Origin of the sequence: Yersinia vastinensis (genome assembly GCF_044905075.1) — a bacterium.
Taxonomy (GTDB): domain Bacteria; phylum Pseudomonadota; class Gammaproteobacteria; order Enterobacterales; family Enterobacteriaceae; genus Yersinia; species Yersinia vastinensis.
Genome location: NZ_CP173260.1, coordinates 2,552,755 through 2,575,719 on the forward strand (window position 1 = coordinate 2,552,755; position 22,965 = coordinate 2,575,719).

Below are 22,965 nucleotides of genomic sequence, written 5' to 3' on the forward strand. Positions count from 1 at the left end.
GGTTACGGTTTTTATCAGCCGTTATCCCGCAGTCTGTTCGCCATTTTGGTCATCAACAAAATTCAGTGATGCCGAGTTCACGCAATAGCGCTCTCCGGTAGGTTGTGGGCCATCAGGGAACACATGCCCCAAATGTGCATCACAGTTACCACAACGAATCTCGACACGGTGCATATTATGAGAATAATCATCAATATAGCGGATTGAATTCGCGTCAAGCGGTTGATAAAAACTCGGCCAACCACAACCGGAATCAAACTTAGATTCCGAGATAAAAAGCGGTTGGTGGCAACACAAGCATTGATACACACCGTCACGTTTATTGTGCAGTAATTTGCCACTAAAAGGCGCTTCCGTCCCCCGCTGCTGGGTGACATGCCGCTGAATATCGGACAGTTTCTCAATATTTTCTGTAGGGTTCAGTTCTTTAGCCATTTGTGCGATTCTCTGGCAGGGAATAAAGTCAACGAAAACAACGTCTAATAATAACAAAAAATTAACAACAAAGCAGTTAAAATTGTCCTAAACTGTATGCCATCGAAGCGATAACGGTGTAAATGTGATAAAAATCGCAAATATTACTGATTCTCACTTTAAACTAAATTATTCGCCCCAATATAAAAATGAGGCTAATCGTATCAGGAAACGCGTGATTAATGTTCGATCTACCTCCCCTGGTTTGATTTGTAGCAATAATTGACACGATTCCGCTTGACGCTCGGTAAGGTTTTTGTAATTTTACAACCAACCTTTTATTCACTAACAAATAGCTGGTGGAATATATGACTATCAAAGTAGGTATCAACGGTTTTGGCCGTATCGGTCGCATTGTTTTCCGTGCTGCTCAGGAACGTTCTGACATCGAAATCGTTGCAATCAACGACCTGTTGGACGCTGACTACATGGCGTACATGCTGAAATACGACTCTACCCATGGTCGTTTCGACGGTACTGTAGAAGTAAAAGACGGCCATCTGGTTGTTAACGGTAAAACCATCCGTGTTACCGCAGAGAGAGATCCGGCTAACCTGAAGTGGAACGAAGTTAACGTTGACGTTGTTGCTGAAGCAACTGGCCTGTTCCTGACCGACGAAACTGCACGTAAGCACATCGCTGCTGGCGCGAAGAAAGTGGTTCTGACTGGTCCTTCTAAAGACGACACCCCTATGTTCGTTATGGGCGTTAACCACAAGGCTTACGCTGGCCAAGAAATCGTTTCTAACGCTTCTTGCACCACTAACTGCCTGGCTCCACTGGCTAAAGTTATCAACGACAAGTTCGGTATCGTTGAAGCGCTGATGACCACTGTGCATGCAACTACTGCAACTCAGAAAACTGTTGATGGCCCGTCTCACAAAGACTGGCGCGGCGGCCGCGGCGCATCCCAGAACATCATCCCTTCTTCTACCGGTGCTGCTAAAGCAGTAGGTAAAGTTATCCCAGAACTGAACGGTAAACTGACTGGTATGGCGTTCCGCGTTCCTACCCCTAACGTTTCTGTTGTTGACCTGACTGCGCGTCTGGAAAAACCAGCTTCTTACAAAGAAATCTGTGCTGCCATCAAAGCAGCTTCAGAAGGCGAGCTGAAAGGCGTTCTGGGCTACACCGAAGATGACGTTGTATCTACCGATTTCAACGGCGAAAAACTGACTTCAGTATTCGATGCTAAAGCAGGTATCGCGCTGAATGACAACTTTGTGAAACTGGTTTCTTGGTACGATAACGAAACTGGCTATTCAAACAAAGTTCTGGATCTGATCTCTCACATCTCCAAATAATGGATTGATGTAGATTTCTGTCAAAAGCCACCCTCGGGTGGCTTTTTTATTGTCTAAAAATGCGGAGATGGCTACACGACTCCTTCGGGTCAGTGTAATAAATTGCGTAATATCAATGATTCACCACTACTCTACTGTAGGCTTGCTGCAAGATTTTGCGTCTGTGATATTATCGAAAGTCTGAAGTTCAATGGATCTCAAGTTCCTATTCCCATAAGGCCAAACGAATGAACGAGAAAGTATTCACCCTACCTGTTGTTGAACAAATTTCGCCTTACATCAGCCAACGCCAGTTAGACGAATTACCCGTCGTAGTTGTCTCCCACCCCAAAGTGCGCGCTGCAGTCACCTTGCAAGGTGCTCACCTGCTGGCTTTCCAGCCAAGCGGTGAACAGCCAGTTATTTGGTTGAGTAATAACACACCATTTAAAGATGGCGTTGCGATTCGTGGTGGCGTTCCTATCTGTTGGCCTTGGTTTGGTCCATCCGCGCAACCTTCCCATGGTTTTGCGCGTTTATTGCCATGGACTCTCAGCGCTCATGATGAGAACGAAAATGGGGTTATTTTGACCTTCACACTGGAAGACAGTGATGCCTCACGTAAATTCTGGCCACACGCATTCACTTTAATCGCCCGCTTCAAGTTGGGTGAGGAATGCGAAATGGAACTAGAATCACACGGTGATTATGAAGCGGTTGCCGCGTTACATACCTACTTCCAGATTGGCGATATCAACCAGATAAAAATCAGCGGACTTGGCGAAAAATACTTAGATAAAGTGCTGAAAGTGGCTGATGCCACACAGCAAGGCGACTTAGTGTTTAACGGCCAGACTGACCGGATCTATACTCAGCCAGAAGCCTATAGCCTGATAAAAGATGCCGCGCTGAAACGTACTATTGAAGTGCATCATCATCATCAAAGTGATGTTGTGGCCTGGAACCCTGGAGCTGAACTGTCTAGCAGTATGGTCGATATGCCAAATGATGGCTATAAGACGATGGTTTGCGTGGAGACTGCGCGTGTGAATAAACCTTTAGTTGCAACGCCAGATGCACCTGCTCGCCTTTCCATGACGATTCGTAGCCGTAAACACGCCTGATTGTGACATACTCTGTCAGGCACAAAAATGGGGCATAACGCCCCATTTTTTATGATTCAGATACCCTACGCACAAATTAGCGGAAAGTATAAGTCACACCTGTCCATAACACGCCACTGTATGACGCATCGACCATTGGGCTGTTTTTCACTTCACTTGCCAGACGGATATAGCGGCCAGTAAAGAAAGCATTCCAATTAGGGTTGATGTTGTAATTAGCGGTCAATTCCAGATACGGTGCCCAGCTATCACTTGGGCTGTATTGCGCCAGACCACTACGAGCCGACTCATTGCGACTCACACCGTAGTAGTAGTCGTTTTGGTCCTCGCTATTCCAGCTTACACCCACGCCCGGCGTCAGTGTCCAACTATCAACATTAAAGCGATAGAGATAAGCCAGATCTGCAACAAAACCACCGCTATTATCCAGCACATCGCCAGAGAACATGGTACGGATGGTCCCCCAATCTTCGATATGAGAATATGACATCCCTGCCATCATAGTACTGCGGCGTTTGTCCAGCTGTTTCATCTGCTGGTCATCACTGTCACCTGGCTTAAAGTGCAAAGGCAAATAATAGGCATCAATCGACAAACGATTAGTGTCATCTTTCCACAGGTAATAGCCAGCCGCCAAAGTACGGAAGTAGAAATTATCACTTTCATAAGAAACGATAGGCACGGGATAGACACGGTCATTCTTACCACGATAAGGGTCTGGACTGACTAATGCAGATGCCCCCAGAGACCATGTACCTGCCATCGCTGTTGGCATACAAACAGCGGTAGCAACAGCCAATGCTGCCAGTGTTTTTATTTGCTTCGTTTTTATGTCATGTTTTTTCACGGATTAAATCCCATTGGTCACTAAATCATGAGGTAACTTAGTGTAAATCAATTGCTTGCCTGTGGCGAAATCTTTACACATGCAAGCCTAATAATCATTTTACCTGTACAACTTATCATCAATAAGTATCAAACAGGCAAGCTAAAAATTTACGCAGATTTGATTACAATAAAATAACAATATATTCAAACAGATAATTTCGATTAATCATATATAAAACTCTGCAAACGAAATAAAAAATAGATTTAATTACCAAATAGTGGTTATTTATTGTACTAAGGGTGGAAAATCTAGGGTTTAGGTGAACTTGACCTTTAGAGGAGACGCGACCATAACAATAAGGTAGTAGTTTCAAAATTTTAACCCAATAAAGCACTACTATTATTTTATGTTCCCAACCATTCAAACAGGACGGGCATCGCTATGAACATATTTGATCACTATCGCCAGCGCTACGAAGCTGCCAAGGACGAAGAGTTCACACTGCAGGAGTTCCTTACTATCTGTCAGCAAGATCGCAGTGCATACGCCAATGCGGCTGAGCGTCTGCTGATGGCTATTGGTGAACCTGTGATGGTCGATACCGCACTTGAATCCCGCATGTCTCGACTGTTCTCTAATCGGGTTATCGCCCGTTATCCTGCTTTTGAAGAATTCTATGGTATGGAAGAAGCCATAGAACAGATAGTTTCGTACCTGAAACATGCTGCTCAAGGGTTAGAAGAGAAGAAACAAATTCTGTATTTACTCGGCCCTGTAGGGGGGGGGAAATCATCACTGGCCGAACGTCTTAAGGCTCTGATGCAACGGGTGCCTATCTATATTTTAAGTGCCAATGGTGAACGTAGCCCAGTCAATGACCACCCATTATGCTTATTTAACCCGCAGGAAGATGCGGCAATTTTAGCCAAAGAATACAATATCCCTAGCCGTTACCTCGGCACTATTATGTCGCCATGGGCGGCCAAACGCCTGCATGAATTTGGCGGGGATATTACCAAATTCAAAGTCATAAAGGTCTGGCCTTCTATTCTTGAGCAAATTGCGATAGCGAAGACAGAGCCTGGGGATGAAAACAACCAGGATATCTCGGCGTTGGTCGGTAAAGTTGATATCCGTAAACTGGAAAATCACGCACAAAATGATCCTGATGCCTATGGTTATTCCGGCGCATTATGCCGGGCAAACCAAGGGATTATGGAGTTCGTGGAGATGTTCAAAGCTCCTATTAAGGTGCTGCATCCACTGCTGACGGCGACACAGGAAGGAAACTATAACGGTACTGAAGGGATCTCTGCCCTGCCATTTAGCGGCATTATCCTCGCGCACTCTAACGAATCAGAGTGGGTCACATTCCGGAATAACAAAAATAATGAGGCATTCCTTGACCGTGTCTATATCGTCAAAGTGCCTTATTGCTTGCGTGTATCGGAAGAGATCAAAATCTACGACAAGTTATTGAATCACAGTGAATTAACCCATGCACCTTGTGCTCCGGGGACGTTGGAAACACTGGCTCGCTTCTCGATTCTTTCCCGTATGAAAGAGCCGGAAAACTCCAGCATCTACTCCAAAATGCGGGTATATGATGGTGAAAGCCTGAAAGATACCGACCCGAAAGCTAAGTCCTATCAGGAATATCGGGACTATGCCGGGGTTGATGAGGGTATGAATGGTCTCTCGACTCGATTCGCCTTTAAAATTCTGTCTCGGGTATTTAACTTTGACCATGCAGAAGTTGCCGCGAACCCGGTCCATCTCTTCTATGTCCTGGAACAGCAGATCGAGCGCGAGCAATTCCAACAGGATGTTGCAGAAAAATATCTCGAACACCTTAAAGGTTATCTGATTCCGAAGTATGCCGAATTTATCGGTAAAGAAATTCAGACCGCCTATCTGGAATCTTACTCTGAGTATGGCCAGAATATCTTTGACCGCTACGTTATCTACGCCGATTTCTGGATTCAGGATCAAGAGTATCGTGACCCAGATACCGGGCAATTATTTGACCGTGAATCGCTGAATGCTGAGTTGGAGAAAATTGAAAAACCTGCGGGTATCAGCAACCCGAAAGACTTCCGGAATGAAATCGTCAATTTTGTGTTGCGCGCCAGAGCCAATAATAATGGCCGTAATCCAAACTGGACCAGCTATGAGAAACTGCGCACGGTTATTGAGAAGAAAATGTTCTCTAACACCGAAGAGTTACTGCCCGTTATCTCCTTTAACGCGAAGACCTCAACGGATGAGCAGAAAAAGCATGATGACTTTGTCGATCGGATGATGGAAAAAGGCTATACCCGCAAGCAAGTACGCTTGCTGTGTGAATGGTATCTGCGGGTAAGAAAATCATCATAATTTGTGACTGATTCTCTATGGCATCTGGCTCTGAAGGCTTAGTCCGTTGAGTTCTCAGGGTAAGTGAAGGCGGCAATTTAACCCATCCCCAGTCATTGAGTTGACTCAGTGACTGGGGTCAGTGAAGACCGTCAACACAGCAACAACGTGAAAGATGCAGAGGCTGGGGGAGCTATGGGCTACTTTATTGACCGACGACTTAACGGTAAGAATAAAAGCATGGTTAATCGCCAGCGCTTTTTGCGCCGCTATAAGTCGCAGATTAAACAATCGATTTCCGATGCCATCAATAAAAGGTCGGTGACTGATATTGAGAGTGGCGAGTCTGTCTCAATACCTATTGACGATATCAATGAACCGATGTTCCATCAGGGCCGGGGCGGATTGCGTCATCGTGTGCACCCCGGCAATGACCATTTTGTTACCAATGACCGTGTGGAGCGCCCTCAAGGGGGCGGGGGCGGTGGAGGTAGCGGTCAAGGTAATGCCAGTCAAGATGGTGAAGGTGAGGATGAATTTGTCTTTCAAATTTCCAAAGACGAATATCTCGATTTATTGTTTGAAGATCTCGCTCTACCTAACTTGAAAAAAAATCAGTACAAGCAACTGACGGAATTTAAAACCCATCGTGCGGGTTATACCTCCAATGGGGTGCCGGCCAATATTAGTGTGGTACGTTCACTACAAAACTCACTGGCGCGTCGTACTGCCATGACTGCCAGCAAACGCCGTGAACTGCGGGAGTTGGAAGAAACTCTCGCCGTGTTGGAAAACTCAGAACCCGCGCAATTGTTGGAAGAAGAGCGCGTTCGTAAAGCCATTGCGGAATTAAAACAGAAGATAGCCCGCGTACCTTTTATTGATACTTTCGATTTGCGTTATAAAAACTATGAACGACGCCCTGAACCATCAAGTCAGGCAGTTATGTTCTGCCTGATGGATGTGTCAGGCTCGATGGATCAGGCCACCAAGGATATGGCGAAACGGTTCTATATCTTGCTGTATCTTTTCTTAAGTCGTACTTATAAAAACGTCGATGTCGTTTATATTCGCCACCATACGCAGGCCAAAGAAGTGGACGAGCAGGAGTTTTTCTATTCGCAAGAAACCGGTGGGACTATTGTATCCAGTGCACTGAAACTGATGGATGAAGTGGTTCAAGAGCGCTATGACCCGGCACAATGGAATATATACGCCGCCCAAGCGTCTGATGGCGATAACTGGGCCGATGACTCGCCATTGTGTCATGAATTATTGGCGAGAAAAATTTTGCCTGTGGTGCGTTACTACAGCTATATCGAGATAACACGCCGTGCCCATCAAACACTGTGGCGAGAGTACGAGGACCTGCAAGCAAACTACGAGAATTTTGCTATGCAGCATATACGTGAACCTGAAGATATTTATCCCGTCTTTCGTGAGTTGTTCCATAAACAGACCGTTGATAACTGATAGCAGCCCTACCCAGCCGGTTAACTCTTTCTATGACAGAAATAGCTTTCCGGCTTTTTCATGGGCTAAAATCACCCTACCTTCATTATTCTCAGAACTTACCCATGAAATGGCATGATGGATTACGACAACCCGGCGTCGCCGCTGCATTAATTGCCGCAGTACTGTTCGGTGCGGGCACCCCGCTGGCAAAACAGTTGCTGAATACCGTCAGCCCGTGGTTATTGGCGGGTTTGCTGTATCTAGGTTCTGGCGTTGGTTTGGCGCTTTATCGAGCCATAACCCGGCAGGCCGCTGTACACCTGCCTCGAAACGAACGCCTGTGGTTTATCGGTGCCATTACCTCTGGAGGCGTTATTGCTCCAGTGCTGCTGATGGTTGGCCTGACCGGGATGCCTGCATCCGGTGCATCATTGTTACTCAATGCCGAGGGGGTATTTACCGCCCTACTTGCCTGGTTTGCTTTCAAAGAGAATTTTGACCGCCGTATTGCCTTAGGCATGGTGGTCATTGTGGCTGGTGCTGCTATTTTAAGCTGGCCCGGAGAAGCTCAATTTTCCGGATTGTGGCCCACGCTGGCTATTTTAGGAGCCTGCTTTGCCTGGGGGATTGATAACAACCTGACACGTAAAGTCTCGCTGACCGATGCCACCTGGATTGCCGCTGTCAAAGGGTTGGTAGCCGGCGTGGTGAACCTTGCTTTGGCTTTCGCGCTCGGGGCAACATTACCACCGCAGATAAATTTAGCTGGTGCACTGTTAGTGGGATTTTTTGCGTATGGCGTCAGTCTGGCACTGTTTGTGATTGGTTTGCGCCATCTTGGCACCGCGCGGACGGGGGCTTATTTCTCCATCGCTCCATTTTTAGGTGCAGTATTGGCCGTTGCTATGGGCGACACCATTACCTTGCCTTTGGTTATCGCAGGCTTGTTGATGGCGATAGGGATTTGGCTACATCTTACCGAACAGCATGAGCATCAACATCATCATAGTGACTTGATACATGAGCACGAGCATCTGCATGATGAACATCACCAGCATTCACATGACTTTCCTGTTAACCCGAATGAGCCACATAAGCACCGTCATCAGCACCAGCCGCTGGCGCATTCTCATCCCCATTTTCCAGATTCACACCACCGTCATAAACATTAGTTTCCCTATTTATATAAAAAGGCTTTTATAAAACACCACTTTTACGGATATTTAATAGAATAAATATCAGTTTGTAAGTTGCCATCAGCATAACTTACCAATTAAAACTAAAATACAGATGAGCTGCATCAGAGAGATTTCTAAAAATAACAAACGACTATGGTGAAACTATTAATATGTATAATTATTTTATCTGTCGTCATTTTTAAAACAATAAAATGGTTTTAAAAGATCACCTAAAATCATCGGTTTATCTCTACAAGCAAATCATCTAATATAAGAATATTCTTATTCGCATGTGTTGTAGAGAAAACTGTGCGCCTCCTACTTTCACTGACACTATTCTTATCATTCATCCCTGTATCTCAGGCGGTGTATAACCCAAAAGAATATAATATTTGGTATATTCATGGCGGCGTTTTATACGGGGCGACTCAAACAGAAGACGAGGAGCCAGTACTTATCAGTATTGCTGGCCCCACAACAGATTGGGCAAATATGGTGATTTCATTGATGAGTCATGAGCCTTGTGACCCAACGAAAGTCACGACGGAATTTGCCTTCAATAACGATATGCTCACGGTAGAATATCGCTGTTTAAAAGCCGCAGATCACACAGTAAGCAGCTATACCCTGCATGATGCAGTCAAAGTCAATCAACTCTATAACCAACTGAAATCAGGTTTTACTGTCACGCTGGATAAGCGCATTAAAGTGTGGGCGGCAAATATCGCCACCCCTAAAAATAGTGACTGACAGTGTTAATCCTGATTTATCGATCATCCAGTTGACTAAAACGCGACTCGAGATAATCAAGCACACTGCGTACCGATGGCAGCAGTCCACGCCGTGAAGGAAATACCGCATGGATGATTTCGTGGCGCAACGACCAATCAGGTAATAAACGAATCAGTGAACCTGAGGCCAGTTGTTCAGTCACCATCATGACCGGAAGCTGCACCGCACCGACACCACGGAGTGCGGCACTGCGCAATGTGGTCATCTCTGCCGTCACCAGCCGCGGTTGATGGTAAATGGCAGCATGTGCCCCCTCTGGCCCATCTAAATTCCAGATAAACTCCTGCTGCGGTTGCCCTAATCCCAGACTTGGCCATCCGGTCAAATCAGACGGTACCTTTACCTCACCTTGACGTGCTATCAGTTCAGGGCTTGCCACTAAGCACTGGCAGCGATTACCTAAGATTTTCAATACCAGATCACTGTCTTGCAGCGGCGGTGGCCGGACACGAATAGCAATATCAATAGCTTCTGCTACGGGATCAACCTGCCGATTCGTGGATTCAAGGTGAATCGTCACCAAAGGGCACGTGGCCATAAAATCGGCCAATATGGTACTGACTGTTGCCTGTAACAGAGCCACAGGGCAAGTCATTCGAACGATGCCCCGTGGCTCTACCCTCGTTAAGTCGATTGATTCCTGTGCTGCTTTAGCTTCCTCCAACATCGCCTTGCAATGTTCGTAATAGGTACGCCCAACATCAGTAACAGCGAAACGCCGAGTTGACCGCTGGATTAGTCGCACACCCAGCCGCTCCTCCAACAAAGCCAGCCGCCGACTCAGCTTTGACTTTGGCAACCCCAATGCTCTGGCGGCCGCACTGAAACCACCATGTTCCACAACCTCAGCGTAATAATAGAGATCATTGAGATCTTGCACACTCAGCCCCTAGGTTATCGATAACCATCTGTCTCATTGTTCTAATAATAGGACACTGATAACCAATTTTGCTATCTACTGCTTGGATTATTGCAGATATATACTTTCCTCAACGGGTCGCCAGAGCTGTTGAACATAGAGCGACCGTCCCTAATTGAGGAGAAAACAGATGAAAAAAGTCCAAGGTATTTATCGTGCGCCACGGCAACATTGGGTAGGTGATGGTTTCCCGGTACGCTCACTGTTTTCATACCAAAGCCATGGTAAACAACTCAGCCCTTTCCTGCTGCTGGACTATGCTGGGCCGATGGATTTTACTGCCACCCAGCATCGCCGCGGTGTCGGGCAACATCCACATCGTGGCTTTGAAACTGTCACTATTGTTTATCACGGTGAAGTCGAACACCGGGATTCCACCGGTAAAGGCGGTGTTATTGGCCCAGGTGATGTGCAATGGATGACGGCGGGCGGCGGGATTCTGCATGAAGAGTTTCATTCCGATGCATTCGCGCGGCGTGGTGGAGCCTTTGAAATGGTGCAATTGTGGGTCAATTTGCCAGCAAAGGATAAAATGACAGCCCCAGGCTATCAGGCGATCCGCAGTGAAACCATTCCTCAAGTCGCACTACCCGATGCCGCCGGTAACCTGCGCGTCATCGCCGGCGAATATGATGGTGAACACGGCCCAGCTAACACATTTTCACCGCTGAACGTATGGGATATCCGGCTGAATCAGGGAAAAAGTGCCGAATTCTCACTGCCTGATGGCTGGAACACCGCTCTGATAGTGTTGCGAGGCACTGTGCAGGTCAATGGTGATGCGATTGCTCGTGATGCGGAAATGGTGTTACTGGACTCTGTGGGCAGCAATGTCACCGTCGAGGCCAACAATGATGCAGTGCTGTTATTACTCAGTGGTGAACCAATCGATGAGCCTATTATCGGTTACGGGCCCTTTGTCATGAACACACAGCAGCAAATAGCCGAAGCTATCGAGGATTTCAATAGTGGTCGCTTTGGCTCAATGGATAACCACGCATAATCTTGTTCTACTGGCCATGGCCTGACTGCACAATTGTCAGGTCATGGCATTTTACTTTTAGCCCAATAGCGATACTTTAATCAAACCATTTGTCGCTCACGCCTGACGATAAATCACCCTTTTCCTCTCTGGTTATCAACTAAACTTATTACTGTATCGAGCTTATAAAAACAACATTGAAATAAATAAGACTACGGTGTTTTTTTAACATTCCGATTATTTATCCACACATTAATATTTGTCATTTATCCTATTTTATTTACTCATAAATAATGATATTTCAATAAACAGTAGCAATGACTTTATTTAACCAAATAATGACTGCCAAGCGCTTCTTTTACATAGGAATTTATTATGAAGCCAGAAAATACAGCAATATCGCAAGATGCAACGCAGTCTGAATACAACGAAAATAGCGCATTATTAAGTGCTCTGGACCGCTCATTAGCCATTATTGAGTTTGATCTTTCCAGTCGTATTATTGCTGTTAATCAAAACTATCTTGATTATTTTGGTTATCAACGTGATGAAGTCATTGGTCAGCACCATCTTATGTTTTGCCCTTCGGATTATGCCACCAGCAAAGAATATCAAACACTTAAAGAACATTTACATGCTGGAGAATCTCAAGAAGGTACATTTGAACGGCGGCACAAAGATGGGTCAACAGTCTGGTTGGCTGCGATTTATCAACCTGTAGCGGGCCCCGATGGCACATTGACTCGTATGGTAAAAATTGCCAAAGACATTACTTTTTTAATTGAACAACAAAAAGCCACACAAGAATGGGTACAGCTACTAACTCAATTAACTGATCGCAGCGACAGCGCCATGTTTATTGCCGCCAATAGTGAGCATGGACAACAAGCCGTGTATATCAATCAGGGATTCACGAAGCTATTTGGTTATACCCCTGAGCAAGCTCTGGGACAGAACATGGTCGATCTGCTGCAAAGCGCGCATCCAGAACAACTGGCATTAATGGGTTCAACATCAACGGATGCACGCCAACAACTCTTGCCACAAGAACTGTTCTACAGCCAAGACCGCCAACCCCATTGGTGTTCGGCCATTATTAACTCGTTGGTTAATGAGCACGGTGAACAAAGTTATAGCATCGGGGTATTAACCGATATCACCCTGACCAAAATGTACGAAGTGCTGCAATATAAGGTATTAGAAGCGTTGGTGCGAGAGCGCCCTCTTGAGGAAGTCATGTCATTGCTGTGCCACGAAGTTGAGCGTATCGCCCCAGAGGTGACCGCCAGTATTTTGCTTGCCACAGGGACTGATATGCTAAGTCATCTTGCTGCCCCTAGCCTACCGCTCAGTTACACCGCAATGCTTGCCAATGTTCCTATCGGACCATTAGCCGGTTCTTGCGGTACTGCCGCATTTCGCAAAGCCCCCGTCGAAGTACAGGATATCGCCACAGACCCATTGTGGGAAAACTACCGGCATCTCATTCTACCTCACGGGTTTTTGGCGTGCTGGTCAACCCCTATCCTGTCGAGCCAAGGCGATATTCTGGGGACATTCGCTTTTTATTACAAACAGATACAAGGCCCAAGCCTATTTCACCGTCAATTGGTCAAACTCATTGCCAATTTATGTTCGCTCGCAATGGAGCGGGAGCTTTCACGCAAGCAGATTCAGCATTTAGCGTTTTATGATTCATTGACCGGGCTACCTAACCGCAGCCAGTTCTTAGTTTACGCCAAACAAGCCATTGCGCTGGCAAATGAAGTTAGCCATTCGTTGGCCGTATTAGTGATTAATCTTGACCGCTTCAAGCAGGTTAATGACTCGCTTGGCCATGCGGCTGGTGATGAACTTCTGGCGGTAATTGCACAACGCCTGCGCGATGAATTGCCAAAAAGTGACATTATTGGCCGCCTATCTGGTGATGAATTCATTATTATTCTGGCATCGTGCACCGTGCAGCAAGCCACCGTAAAAGTTGAGAAAATGCTCAGTTTGCTGGCTCAACCTTGTCTGATAGCCAACGTCAATATTATTCCTTCTGCCAGTATTGGGATCAGCTTATATCCAGAAAATGGTCAAGAAATGGATACGCTGATGAACCATGCCGATATTGCGATGCATAAAGCCAAGAATATGGGGACCGGACATTTTAATTTCTTCAGCGTGGAAATGAATAATCTCAATCAACAACGCCAAGATATGGAGGATGCCCTACGCCACGCATTCCATATTGGCTCCCTTGAGCTATTTTATCAGCCACAAGTGATGTTGAAAGACGGGCATCTATACGGTGTAGAAGCACTTAGCCGCTGGATTCATCCGGTGTTGGGGAATATCCCACCGCAACGCTTTATTCCTATTGCCGAAGAGAGTGGGCTGATTAATGAGCTCTCCCTATGGGCTATCGAAACGGCTTGTCAGCAGTTGGCGGACTGGCGTCTACGGGGCATTGACGTACCCTCGGTGTCAGTGAATTTGTCACCGACCAATTTTCACAACCCGGGTCTGCCGGATATGATTGCGCATATTTTGCAGCACTACCATTTACCGCCGCAGGATCTGACATTAGAGATTACCGAAGATATCTTGATTGAAAATAATCTGGCCATTTTCACTACCATCGAAAAAATTCATCGATTGGGCGTGAGATTGTCAATGGATGACTTTGGTACAGGATATTCTAGTCTGAGCTATTTACGCCGTCTGGATCTTGATGAAATCAAACTGGATAAAAGTTTTGTCCATGACCTTGAACATGATGAAACCAGCCGCACCCTGAGCGAAGCCGTAATACGCATTGGCGAAAGCTTGCAACTTTCAGTTATCGTTGAGGGCGTTGAAAATGAAGCTCAACGCACATTATTGAGCCGACAGGGCTATCAGATTGGTCAAGGGTTCCTCTTCTCTGAGGCCCTGCCTGCCGTCAAACTGGAGAAGTGGCTAGCACATCGGGCGACACCTTAATTGATCTTAGATACACATAAGTGACATTGTCACTTTAGATGATTTGGTAGTACACAACCTTTTCATTTGTCGGCAAATTCTTTATCCTTGCCGCCTGTGTCATTTGGATGTTGTTTTGTTGTTATGCAAAAATTTCTCTTCTTGCTGTTAAGCCTGATTCTGCTAGGCCCACTGGGCATAGATCTCTATCTACCAACGATTCCCGCCATAGCCAAAGGGCTTAATAGCAGTGAGTCACTGATCCAATCCACCATTGCCTTATTTATTCTCGTCCTGGGGATCGGCCAACTGATTGCCGGCCCTCTAGTGGATAAATATGGTCGTAAACCGATAGCTATTGTTGGCATTGTCCTCTACATGCTTGGTGCCATTATGGCCGCTCTTGCCGTCAGCCCCTTGATGTTTGTCAGCTCGCGCCTGCTGCAAGGTGTTGCCGTTTGCTGTACTGCAGTGGTGGCATTCAGTGGCGTCCGCGACCGTCTCAATGGTAATGAGGCCGCCCGTGCCTTTGGCTTCCTTAATGGCACGTTAAATATTGTTCCGGCATTAGCGCCACTGCTTGGGGGGCTACTGGCCGAAGCTTTTGGCTGGCGAGCACCTTTCTGGTTCTTGGCGCTGTATGGATTGTTGGTACTCATTCTTATCATTATTTTCCTGCCAGAAACCCGCCCGGCAGATACGCAGCCAGTGAAGAGTTTGCCGATTAAAAATTATTTGCGCATCTTACGTGACGACCGTTTCTTGATTTTCTCGCTGGTAAACGCCGGGGCTATGGGCATGGCATTAACCTATGTCTCACTGGCACCAAATGTGTTGATGGTAGGCGCTGGACTCAGCCCATTGCAATTCTCATTAGTATTTGGTGCCAATGGTTTTTGGATTATGGCCGTTAGCTTCTTTGCCAATCGAATTATCCAGAAAGTCGGCCGACCAACGTGTCTGATGACCGGTAGTTTACTGATGGCATTGGGTTGCCTGGGGTTATTATTTGGCCTGACTCAACTGTCGGTAGAGACACAGCATCACTGGCTGGTTTACATGTTACCGGTCGCCAGCGCCTGCGCCGGTTTGGCCTTTATGATGGGGCCGGCGACCAGTTATGCACTGGAACCTTATGCTAATGAAGCCGGTGTCGCTTCAGCATTGGTCGGGTTCGTACAGATGGCGGGTGGCGCCGGATTGGGCCTGCTGGCAATGGCTCTGCCCATTGAGCCTAAACTCTCACTGGCTATCGTTATGCTGGCTGGTTGCTTACTTGCATGGCTAGCGCGCCGTACCAGTAAACATATGCGTGGGACCTTGCAGAAAATAAACTAGAAGCCTGCACGCATAGCCATTGGCGTCGTCGCAAAGCCGCAAAAAAATCCCGATGAGCTTACCCAAGTAAGTGATTCGGGGTTGCCCTACCACTGCGTCAAGGGTACAAAGTCACTGGCACTCGGCTAGCCAGTGCACACATCAATTCATACCCCACAGTCCCAGCGGCTTTCGCCACATTGTCTATAGGCAGATTTTCACCCCAGATCTCAACTTTGCTACCAATTTGCGCATGCGGACACGCGGTTAAATCCACCGTCAGCATATCCATCGAAATCGCCCCAACAGTATGCGTCAATAAGCCATCCACTCGGATAGGTGTCCCACTCGGTGCCAGTCGTGGATAACCATCAGCGTAACCACAGGCCACTACACCAATTCGCTGCGCGCCACTGGCGGTGTAGCGACTGCCATACCCCACCGAATGCCCCGAAGACAATGACTGTACCGCTATGATTTCACTGTTCAGATTCATCACCGGACGCAGACCAATGCCCGCAATATCGGCTGTGTCGCCGCTGGGCGATGCACCATAGAGAATAATGCCGGGACGAACCCAGTCATAGTGAGTCTCTGGGTTACGCAGTATTGCCGCTGAATTTGCAAAGCAGCGTGTTGCGGCAAGATGCTCACTGGCTTGCTGAATCACGGAAAATTGAGTCTGTGCACCAATATGATTATCTGCATTGGCGAAGTGGCTCATTAAGGTTACCTCAGCCACATTGCTCAAACTTTTCGCCCATTGCCAAACAGCATCCACCTGCCCGATGGGAAAACCTAAGCGATTCATACCGCTATTGAGTTTTAAATAAATATTAAGGGGAGTAGACAAGCGTGCAGTTTTAATCGCTTCAAGTTGCCAGTCACTGTGCACCGCTGTGGTTAGGCGATAATGGTCCAACACTTTCAGGTCTTGCGGCTGAAAGAACCCTTCGAGTAACAAAATAGGCCCTTGCCAGCCCTGCTCACGTAGCAGCACGGCCTCATTCAAATCCAGTAATGCAAACCCATCGGTTGCCGCAAGCCCTTGCCAGATACGCGCCAGACCATGACCATAGGCATTAGCTTTAACAACGGACCAAATTTTTGCTGTTTTGGCGTAGCCCCGAACAATATTCAGATTGTGTTGCAGTGCAGATAAATTCAGCGAGGCAGAGATCGGGCGAGGCATGCTTATTCCTTTCAGATAAATTCATTGCTTCACAGCCCGGCACTCCGCAGAGCTGTGACTGTCAACAAGTGCCTTAGCGAACAGGATGAATATCGTGTAAAGGCGCGGTATTCAATGGCCGAAAGCCAGCGTTATAACGTGATACCGCAAGATCATCAGCTAAGATTGCCGGGCGGCGGCCATACATAATATCGGCCAATAATTGACCGGAACCACAAGCCATGGTCCATCCCAAGGTGCCGTGCCCCGTATTGAGGTAGAGGTTTTTGAGAGAAGTTCGCCCGACGATAGGCGTGCCATCCGGTGTCATTGGGCGCAGGCCAGTCCAGAACGTAGCCTGACTGATGTTCCCTCCGTGGGGATACAAATCACTGACTACCATTTCCAGTGTTTCACGTCGTGCTTGTGCCAATTGCGTATTGAACCCCACGATTTCCGCCATACCACCAACGCGAATACGATCGTCAAAACGGGTAATAGCAATCTTGTAGGTCTCATCCAATACCGTGGAAAATGGTGCAGATGCGGGATCAGTAATCGGAATGGTCAGTGAGTATCCTTTAAGCGGGTAAACAGGAATCGACACTAACCCGGCCAATAACGCTGTCGAGTAGGCACCAAAAGCAACGACATAGGCATCCGCCTTGATAATGTCATCACCGCACAGTACACCTGCAATCTGGTCACCCTCCACCAACAACTTATCGACCGAGCGGTTAAACATAAATTTCACCCCAGCCTGTTCAGCCATTTTGGCCAATCGTTCCGTAAATAGCTGACAGTCACCGGTTTCATCATTAGGCAGACGTAACCCCCCCGTCAGCTTATGCGCGACCTTAGCTAATGCAGGCTCGACAGTCGCTAATTGGTCAGCGGTGAGCAGAGAATATGGCACGCCCGCATCATCTAATACCGCGATATCTTTAGTGGCATTATCAAATTGCTGCTCGGTACGAAACAATTGCAACGTTCCCCCCTGACGCCCTTCATATTGAATGCCGGTATCTGCACGTAGGTCTTTTAAACAATCACGGCTGTATTCTGCCAACCGCACCATTCGGCTTTTGTTAATCATGTAGTGGGATGTGTCGCAGTTTCTTAACATTTGCCACATCCAGCGCAATTGGAATGCACTGCCATCGAGATGAATTGCGAGCGGCGCATGGCGCTGGAACATCCATTTAATCGCTTTCAGTGGCACGCCCGGTGCAGCCCAAGGGGCAGCGTACCCCGGTGATATTTGGCCCGCATTGGCTGCACTGGTCTCCTGCGCAGGTCCCGACTGGCGATCAATCACGATGACATCATGACCGTCTTTGGCCAAGTACCAAGCGCTGGCAACGCCCACCACACCACTTCCTAAAATGACAATGCGCATATCATCCCACTCCGAAATCACACCAAAAGCATAATATTCTGTTGACAGAAAATTAACCCAGCAGAAAAAACTATCCAACACATTAATTATAGACTGTGACATTATTCACAATTAATTTACGGCGCAATGACTTCCCAATTCAATAGCGTCAGAGAAATAGCGATAAGATGCTATTTTTTACCCATTACGCGAAATAAAGACTGAAAATCGACCTAATTATCCTTATTTACAGCATGAATAATTGGCATATTGTATAAATGAAATTTATTAGATTATTGTTCTGATTAACCGGCAAATAAACAGAATAATAATCTAATAAATTGTCATTTAAGATTATTGATTCAATTGATAAAAAATAATCTATATTGACATAAGGTCTTGCCATGCCTCAGTTTGTTCATATTGAGCTAGGATTATTGAAGTGACCGGTATTTTGCAGGGTTATAAAACCGTGAGGATGCGCTAATGACAACTTCAACACCGAAACACACCGCGCAAGATAAGCGCCTGACTGACGGCCCGGACTGGACATTTGAGTTGTTACAGGTCTATCTGGATCAAATAGACAAAGTGGCAAAACATTACCGTCTAGAGACTTATCCTCATCAAATAGAGGTGATTACCTCAGAACAAATGATGGATGCCTACTCAAGTATCGGCATGCCAATTAATTACACGCACTGGTCTTTCGGTAAGAAATTTATCGAAACCGAGCAAAAATATAAGCATGGACAGCAAGGGTTGGCTTATGAAATTGTGATTAACTCCAACCCTTGTATTGCTTATCTAATGGAAGAAAATACCATTACTATGCAAGCCTTAGTCATGGCGCATGCTTGCTATGGTCATAATTCTTTCTTTAAGAATAACTATTTATTCCGAGCATGGACCGATGCCAGCTCCATCGTTGATTACCTGTTATTTGCCCGTCATTACATCAGTGAATGCGAAGAGCGCTATGGTGTAGAAGAAGTTGAGCGGCTACTGGACTCTTGCCATGCGTTGATGAATTACGGAGTAGACCGTTATAAACGCCCGCAAAAAATTTCATTGGTTGAAGAAACTGCGCGCCAAAAAAGTCGTGAGGAGTATCTGCAAAGCCAAGTCAATTCTTTGTGGAAAACCCTACCCCGCAAGGACAGAGAAGAAGTGCAAGCTCAGGCTCAACGCTACCCAAGCGAGCCGCAAGAAAACCTACTCTATTTCATGGAAAAAAATGCCCCATTGCTGGAATCATGGCAACGCGAAGTGCTGCGCATTGTTCGTAAAGTCAGCCAATATTTTTATCCACAAAAACAAACCCAAGTGATGAATGAAGGCTGGGCGACTTTCTGGCATTACACCATTCTTAACCATCTGTATGATGAAGGTCAGGTCACCGACCGGTTCATGATGGAGTTTTTGCACAGCCATACTAATGTTGTCTATCAGCCGCCGTATAACAGCCCTTATTACAACGGCATTAACCCTTATGCTCTTGGCTTTGCTATGTTTCAGGACATCAAACGTATTTGCCTTTCCCCAACGGAAGAAGATTATTATTGGTTCCCTGATATCGCAGGGAAAGATTGGTTGGATACACTGCATTTTGCCATGCGTGATTTTAAAGACGAGAGTTTCATCAGCCAATTCTTATCACCCAAAGTGATGCGTGACTTCCGTCTCTTTACTGTGCTGGATGATGATAAGAATAATTATCTGGAAATCTCAGCTATTCATAATGAGGAAGGCTATCGTGCCATCCGCAATGAATTGTCTGCTCAATATAATTTAAGCAATCATGAACCTAACATTCAGGTCTGGAACGTGGATTTACGTGGGGACCGGTCCCTGACGTTGCGCTATATTCCGCATGACCGAGCACCACTGGATAAAAGCCGCCAACAAGTGATGAAACATATTCATCGGCTTTGGGGATTTGATATTCACATGGAGCAGTTGAATGATGATGGCAGTATTGAACTGCTCGATAGCATCCCGCAGAGAACCAATAAGCTCTAAACAAGTTCAACGCGGCTAATTCTCATCAAAAAGGGGCACTATATGCCCCTTTTGTTTTTCGGTTTTGCCGCCTTTCTCTAGCGGCGAGCTTCAGCCAAATCACTTGGCATGGTGCCCTGCATACTGTGCCAGATAGCACCGCTCTCTTTACCATAGGTTCGCAGACATTCAACAACCTGCTCATGCCCTTTCTCATCACACAGTGTCGACAACTTGCTATAAAACGTCAGTGCCAACTTACGCGCTTCTGGATTTGAGAAGTAATAACGCCCTACGCGAGTATAAAGCCCTTTCAACCCATTGAGAATCAAACCATAAATCGGGTTGCCGGAGGCAAATGCCAACCCACGGAAAATGCCATAATCCAGTGCAGTAAATGCTTCTGAATTATCATCAACCGTCTGTGCTTGAGCCAGAATTTCCTGCGCTTTTTCTGGATGATTGCGAATGGCTGTGCGCACAAAAATTGTCGCGATATTTGTTCGAACAGCCAGTAAGTTGTCTATCAATTGTGGAACGCTGTCGTGGTCAAGCCGCGCCAGTGTTTCCAAGATATTAAGACCGGACGTCTCCCAAAAGTTGTTTACTTTCGTCGGTTTACCATGCTGAATAGTGAGCCAGCCATCGCGGGCTAACCGTTGCAGCACTTCGCGCAATGTTGTGCGGGTAACTCCAATTAGCTCTGAAAGTTCACGCTCCGCGGGCAAAATAGTGCCTGGAGGGAAGCGATTATTCCAAATACTTTCAATAATATACTCTTCCGCGAAACCGGCAGGACTTTGCGCCTTTATAACCATATTTTTTGACGTTCCGTAGCGATACATATCAGCAATTTAGTGCGCTCATCATACCAGACGACTCTATTCTGATATAGCTCCAGAGCCGAACAAATGGTGAAAGCAGTCATAAAGTTGCAAAAATTGCGCAGATGCAATGATGAGCAGATTATACATATTGCTTTTAGGTCGATAACGTAAAGTAAAATGTAACTTTGAACAGTAATAGCACCATAATCATTTATGAAGGAGACCACGACCCACAATGGATATGACCATTAGACAAGCCATACTCAGGAATTTTCTTGGAAGTTCACCCGACTGGTACAAACTGGCCATCATAGGGTTCCTTATTATCAACCCTTTGGTGTTCTTCTTTGTCAGCCCGTTCCTCGCAGGCTGGATGTTGGTTATTGAGTTTATCTTTACCTTGGCGATGGCACTAAAATGCTATCCCTTACAACCCGGTGGTTTACTGGCTATTCAAGCCGTAGCGATCGGTATGACCAGCCCACATCAGGTTGCAGAAGAAATTGCTAATAATTTGGAAGTCCTGTTGCTGTTGGTGTTTATGGTCGCAGGTATTTACTTTATGAAGCAGTTATTGCTGTTTGTTTTTACTAAACTGCTGCTAAATATCCGTTCAAAAATCATTCTCTCGTTAGCTTTTTGTCTCGCTTCAGCCTTTCTCTCCGCCTTCCTGGATGCTTTAACTGTCATCGCGGTAGTCATTAGCGTATCTGTCGGTTTTTATACTATTTATCACCATGTAGCATCCAATCACGCTGATAAAGACATAAATGATGACAGTTGGATAGACAGTCAGGAAAACCGTAAAACACTAGAGCAGTTTCGGGCGTTTTTACGCAGTCTGATGATGCATGCTGGTGTGGGTACGGCTCTGGGTGGGGTGATGACCATGGTGGGTGAACCACAAAACCTGATTATCGCCAAAAGTGCAGGCTGGCATTTTGCCGATTTCTTTATGCGCATGTTGCCTGTTACTCTGCCGGTACTGTGTTGCGGATTATTGGTTTGTCTGCTGGTCGAGCGTTTTAAATTGTTTGGCTATGGCGCTGAACTCCCTGAGCGCGTTCGTCAGGTTTTGACTGATTATGATAAACAAACCAGTGAAAAACGCACCCAGCAAGAAAAAGTCAAACTGTGGGTACAAGCACTGATCGGTGTTTGGCTTGTGCTAGCACTGGCATTGCATTTGGCTGAAGTTGGCTTGGTGGGGCTGTCGGTGATTATTCTTGCAACTTCACTTTGCGGCATCACCAATGAACATACGCTGGGTAAGGCGTTTCAGGAAGCCCTGCCGTTTACCGCATTACTCACCGTATTTTTCGCTGTGGTCGCGGTTATTATTGAGCAAAGTTTATTCACACCTATTATTCAATTCGTTTTGCAATCTTCGCCGTCAGCTCAATTATCGCTGTTTTATCTGTTTAACGGCTTGCTGTCGTCGGTATCAGACAATGTCTTTGTCGGCACGGTGTATATTAATGAAGCGCGAAAGGCATTTGAGCATGGCATCATTTCACTCCAGCAATTTGAGTTACTGGCTGTCGCCATCAATACCGGAACTAACTTGCCATCTGTCGCCACGCCAAATGGTCAGGCTGCATTCTTGTTCCTGTTAACCTCAGCACTCGCTCCACTTATTCGCCTATCCTATGGTCGTATGGTATACATGGCTCTGCCATATACTATCGTAATGACTGTTGTCGGTTTGTTGGGCGTTGAGTTTTTGTTGGTTCCCATGACGGAATGGATGACGCAAAGTGGCTGGATAAGTTTACCTCATATTGCAGAAGGGGTTAGCATCACGCACTGATGACTTGCATTATTGTCTCTGCCAGCCCTACACTTTCTTTCGCCGCGAAAGGTGACCTAAAAGCCAACGTCATGCATATTGACCGACGATGGGGATAATCTTCGAGGGATTCGGGGCTGGC

At 46.4% G+C, this 22,965-nt stretch carries 17 protein-coding genes; 11 read left to right on the forward strand and 6 right to left on the reverse strand.

Translation table 11 applies throughout. From position 1 onward, the window contains the following. Window positions 1-21: 21 nt before the first annotated feature. The gene (gene msrB / locus ACIOG0_RS11915) at window positions 22-435 is read right to left on the reverse strand and encodes a peptide-methionine (R)-S-oxide reductase MsrB (protein ID WP_004708435.1); all 414 of its coding nucleotides are present in this window, start codon (window positions 433-435) and stop codon (window positions 22-24) included. Between the two features lie 347 nt (window positions 436-782). Here msrB and gapA point away from each other — a divergent pair, with 347 nt between their 5' ends. Together gapA and ACIOG0_RS11925 are read left to right on the forward strand one after the other, a co-directional pair. Continuing rightward, window positions 783-1,778 carry a glyceraldehyde-3-phosphate dehydrogenase gene (gene gapA / locus ACIOG0_RS11920; protein WP_002224141.1) on the forward strand — a complete coding sequence of 332 codons (996 nt, stop codon included), beginning with the start codon at window positions 783-785 and terminating at the stop codon, window positions 1,776-1,778. Between the two features lie 227 nt (window positions 1,779-2,005). Further along, the gene (locus ACIOG0_RS11925) at window positions 2,006-2,881 is read left to right on the forward strand and encodes a D-hexose-6-phosphate mutarotase (RefSeq protein WP_128451894.1); all 876 of its coding nucleotides are present in this window, start codon (window positions 2,006-2,008) and stop codon (window positions 2,879-2,881) included. Between the two features lie 76 nt (window positions 2,882-2,957). Here ACIOG0_RS11925 and ACIOG0_RS11930 read toward each other — a convergent pair whose 3' ends face one another. Then, the gene (locus ACIOG0_RS11930; RefSeq protein WP_050101888.1) at window positions 2,958-3,728 is read right to left on the reverse strand and encodes a MipA/OmpV family protein; all 771 of its coding nucleotides are present in this window, start codon (window positions 3,726-3,728) and stop codon (window positions 2,958-2,960) included. Between the two features lie 423 nt (window positions 3,729-4,151). Here ACIOG0_RS11930 and yeaG point away from each other — a divergent pair, with 423 nt between their 5' ends. The 4 genes from yeaG (at window position 4,152) to ACIOG0_RS11950 (ending at window position 9,448) form a co-directional block, all read left to right on the forward strand. Beyond that, window positions 4,152-6,086, forward strand: a complete 1,935-nt coding sequence (yeaG, locus tag ACIOG0_RS11935) for a protein kinase YeaG (protein WP_050101889.1) — start codon at window positions 4,152-4,154, stop codon at window positions 6,084-6,086. A 174-nt stretch (window positions 6,087-6,260) separates the two neighbouring features. Then, window positions 6,261-7,538, forward strand: coding sequence for a YeaH/YhbH family protein (locus ACIOG0_RS11940; protein WP_050101902.1), 1,278 nt, complete (start codon window positions 6,261-6,263; stop codon window positions 7,536-7,538). A 104-nt stretch (window positions 7,539-7,642) separates the two neighbouring features. Then, a complete protein-coding gene (locus ACIOG0_RS11945; protein WP_050296430.1) occupies window positions 7,643-8,692 on the forward strand; it encodes a DMT family transporter in 1,050 nt (349 codons plus the stop codon). A 315-nt stretch (window positions 8,693-9,007) separates the two neighbouring features. Continuing rightward, complete coding sequence (locus ACIOG0_RS11950; protein ID WP_230678391.1) at window positions 9,008-9,448, forward strand: hypothetical protein; 441 nt, start codon at window positions 9,008-9,010, stop codon at window positions 9,446-9,448. A gap of 16 nt (window positions 9,449-9,464) precedes the next feature. Here ACIOG0_RS11950 and ACIOG0_RS11955 read toward each other — a convergent pair whose 3' ends face one another. Continuing rightward, window positions 9,465-10,370 (reverse strand): LysR family transcriptional regulator, encoded by a 906-nt coding sequence (locus ACIOG0_RS11955; protein ID WP_128451895.1) that lies wholly within the window; start codon window positions 10,368-10,370, stop codon window positions 9,465-9,467. A gap of 169 nt (window positions 10,371-10,539) precedes the next feature. Between ACIOG0_RS11955 and ACIOG0_RS11960 the strand changes: the two genes are divergently transcribed. The 3 genes from ACIOG0_RS11960 to ACIOG0_RS11970 all read left to right on the forward strand — a co-directional run bounded on the left by ACIOG0_RS11960 (window position 10,540) and on the right by ACIOG0_RS11970 (window position 15,678). Next, window positions 10,540-11,412, forward strand: coding sequence for a pirin family protein (locus tag ACIOG0_RS11960; protein ID WP_050101893.1), 873 nt, complete (start codon window positions 10,540-10,542; stop codon window positions 11,410-11,412). 354 nt (window positions 11,413-11,766) lie between these two features. Next, window positions 11,767-14,361: an EAL domain-containing protein gene (locus ACIOG0_RS11965; RefSeq protein WP_128451897.1), complete on the forward strand. Its 2,595-nt coding sequence runs from the start codon at window positions 11,767-11,769 to the stop codon at window positions 14,359-14,361. Window positions 14,362-14,484: 123 nt separating this feature from the next. Further along, complete coding sequence (locus ACIOG0_RS11970; protein ID WP_128451898.1) at window positions 14,485-15,678, forward strand: multidrug effflux MFS transporter; 1,194 nt, start codon at window positions 14,485-14,487, stop codon at window positions 15,676-15,678. A gap of 97 nt (window positions 15,679-15,775) precedes the next feature. Here the strand turns inward: ACIOG0_RS11970 and dadX are convergent, their stop codons facing one another. Both dadX and ACIOG0_RS11980 read right to left on the reverse strand, forming a co-directional pair. Next, complete coding sequence (dadX, locus tag ACIOG0_RS11975; RefSeq protein WP_050140586.1) at window positions 15,776-16,849, reverse strand: catabolic alanine racemase DadX; 1,074 nt, start codon at window positions 16,847-16,849, stop codon at window positions 15,776-15,778. Between the two features lie 73 nt (window positions 16,850-16,922). Continuing rightward, window positions 16,923-18,227, reverse strand: coding sequence for a D-amino acid dehydrogenase (locus tag ACIOG0_RS11980; RefSeq protein WP_128451899.1), 1,305 nt, complete (start codon window positions 18,225-18,227; stop codon window positions 16,923-16,925). A gap of 465 nt (window positions 18,228-18,692) precedes the next feature. Between ACIOG0_RS11980 and ACIOG0_RS11985 the strand changes: the two genes are divergently transcribed. After that, window positions 18,693-20,228, forward strand: a complete 1,536-nt coding sequence (locus tag ACIOG0_RS11985) for a SpoVR family protein (RefSeq protein WP_050101897.1) — start codon at window positions 18,693-18,695, stop codon at window positions 20,226-20,228. Between the two features lie 77 nt (window positions 20,229-20,305). On the opposite strand, the gene fadR is transcribed toward ACIOG0_RS11985, so the two are convergent. Then, on the reverse strand, window positions 20,306-21,025 hold the full coding sequence (gene fadR, locus ACIOG0_RS11990; protein WP_050140585.1) for a fatty acid metabolism transcriptional regulator FadR: 720 nt from the start codon (window positions 21,023-21,025) through the stop codon (window positions 20,306-20,308). Window positions 21,026-21,269: 244 nt separating this feature from the next. On the opposite strand from fadR, the gene nhaB reads away from it, so the two are divergent. Continuing rightward, window positions 21,270-22,844: a sodium/proton antiporter NhaB gene (gene nhaB, locus ACIOG0_RS11995; protein ID WP_050101239.1), complete on the forward strand. Its 1,575-nt coding sequence runs from the start codon at window positions 21,270-21,272 to the stop codon at window positions 22,842-22,844. The last annotated feature ends 121 nt before the right edge of the window (window positions 22,845-22,965 follow it).

What these genes read in the sequence shown, in the direction of transcription:
- msrB (WP_004708435.1), bottom strand. Translation starts at nt 435, where the DNA reads ATGGCTAAAGAACTGAACCCTACAGAAAATATTGAGAAACTGTCCGAT.
- gapA (WP_002224141.1), top strand. Translation starts at nt 783, where the DNA reads ATGACTATCAAAGTAGGTATCAACGGTTTTGGCCGTATCGGTCGCATT.
- ACIOG0_RS11925 (WP_128451894.1), top strand. Translation starts at nt 2,006, where the DNA reads ATGAACGAGAAAGTATTCACCCTACCTGTTGTTGAACAAATTTCGCCT.
- yeaG (WP_050101889.1), top strand. Translation starts at nt 4,152, where the DNA reads ATGAACATATTTGATCACTATCGCCAGCGCTACGAAGCTGCCAAGGAC.
- ACIOG0_RS11940 (WP_050101902.1), top strand. Translation starts at nt 6,261, where the DNA reads ATGGGCTACTTTATTGACCGACGACTTAACGGTAAGAATAAAAGCATG.
- ACIOG0_RS11945 (WP_050296430.1), top strand. Translation starts at nt 7,643, where the DNA reads ATGAAATGGCATGATGGATTACGACAACCCGGCGTCGCCGCTGCATTA.
- ACIOG0_RS11960 (WP_050101893.1), top strand. Translation starts at nt 10,540, where the DNA reads ATGAAAAAAGTCCAAGGTATTTATCGTGCGCCACGGCAACATTGGGTA.
- ACIOG0_RS11965 (WP_128451897.1), top strand. Translation starts at nt 11,767, where the DNA reads ATGAAGCCAGAAAATACAGCAATATCGCAAGATGCAACGCAGTCTGAA.
- ACIOG0_RS11970 (WP_128451898.1), top strand. Translation starts at nt 14,485, where the DNA reads ATGCAAAAATTTCTCTTCTTGCTGTTAAGCCTGATTCTGCTAGGCCCA.
- dadX (WP_050140586.1), bottom strand. Translation starts at nt 16,849, where the DNA reads ATGCCTCGCCCGATCTCTGCCTCGCTGAATTTATCTGCACTGCAACAC.
- ACIOG0_RS11980 (WP_128451899.1), bottom strand. Translation starts at nt 18,227, where the DNA reads ATGCGCATTGTCATTTTAGGAAGTGGTGTGGTGGGCGTTGCCAGCGCT.
- ACIOG0_RS11985 (WP_050101897.1), top strand. Translation starts at nt 18,693, where the DNA reads ATGACAACTTCAACACCGAAACACACCGCGCAAGATAAGCGCCTGACT.
- fadR (WP_050140585.1), bottom strand. Translation starts at nt 21,025, where the DNA reads ATGGTTATAAAGGCGCAAAGTCCTGCCGGTTTCGCGGAAGAGTATATT.
- nhaB (WP_050101239.1), top strand. Translation starts at nt 21,270, where the DNA reads ATGGATATGACCATTAGACAAGCCATACTCAGGAATTTTCTTGGAAGT.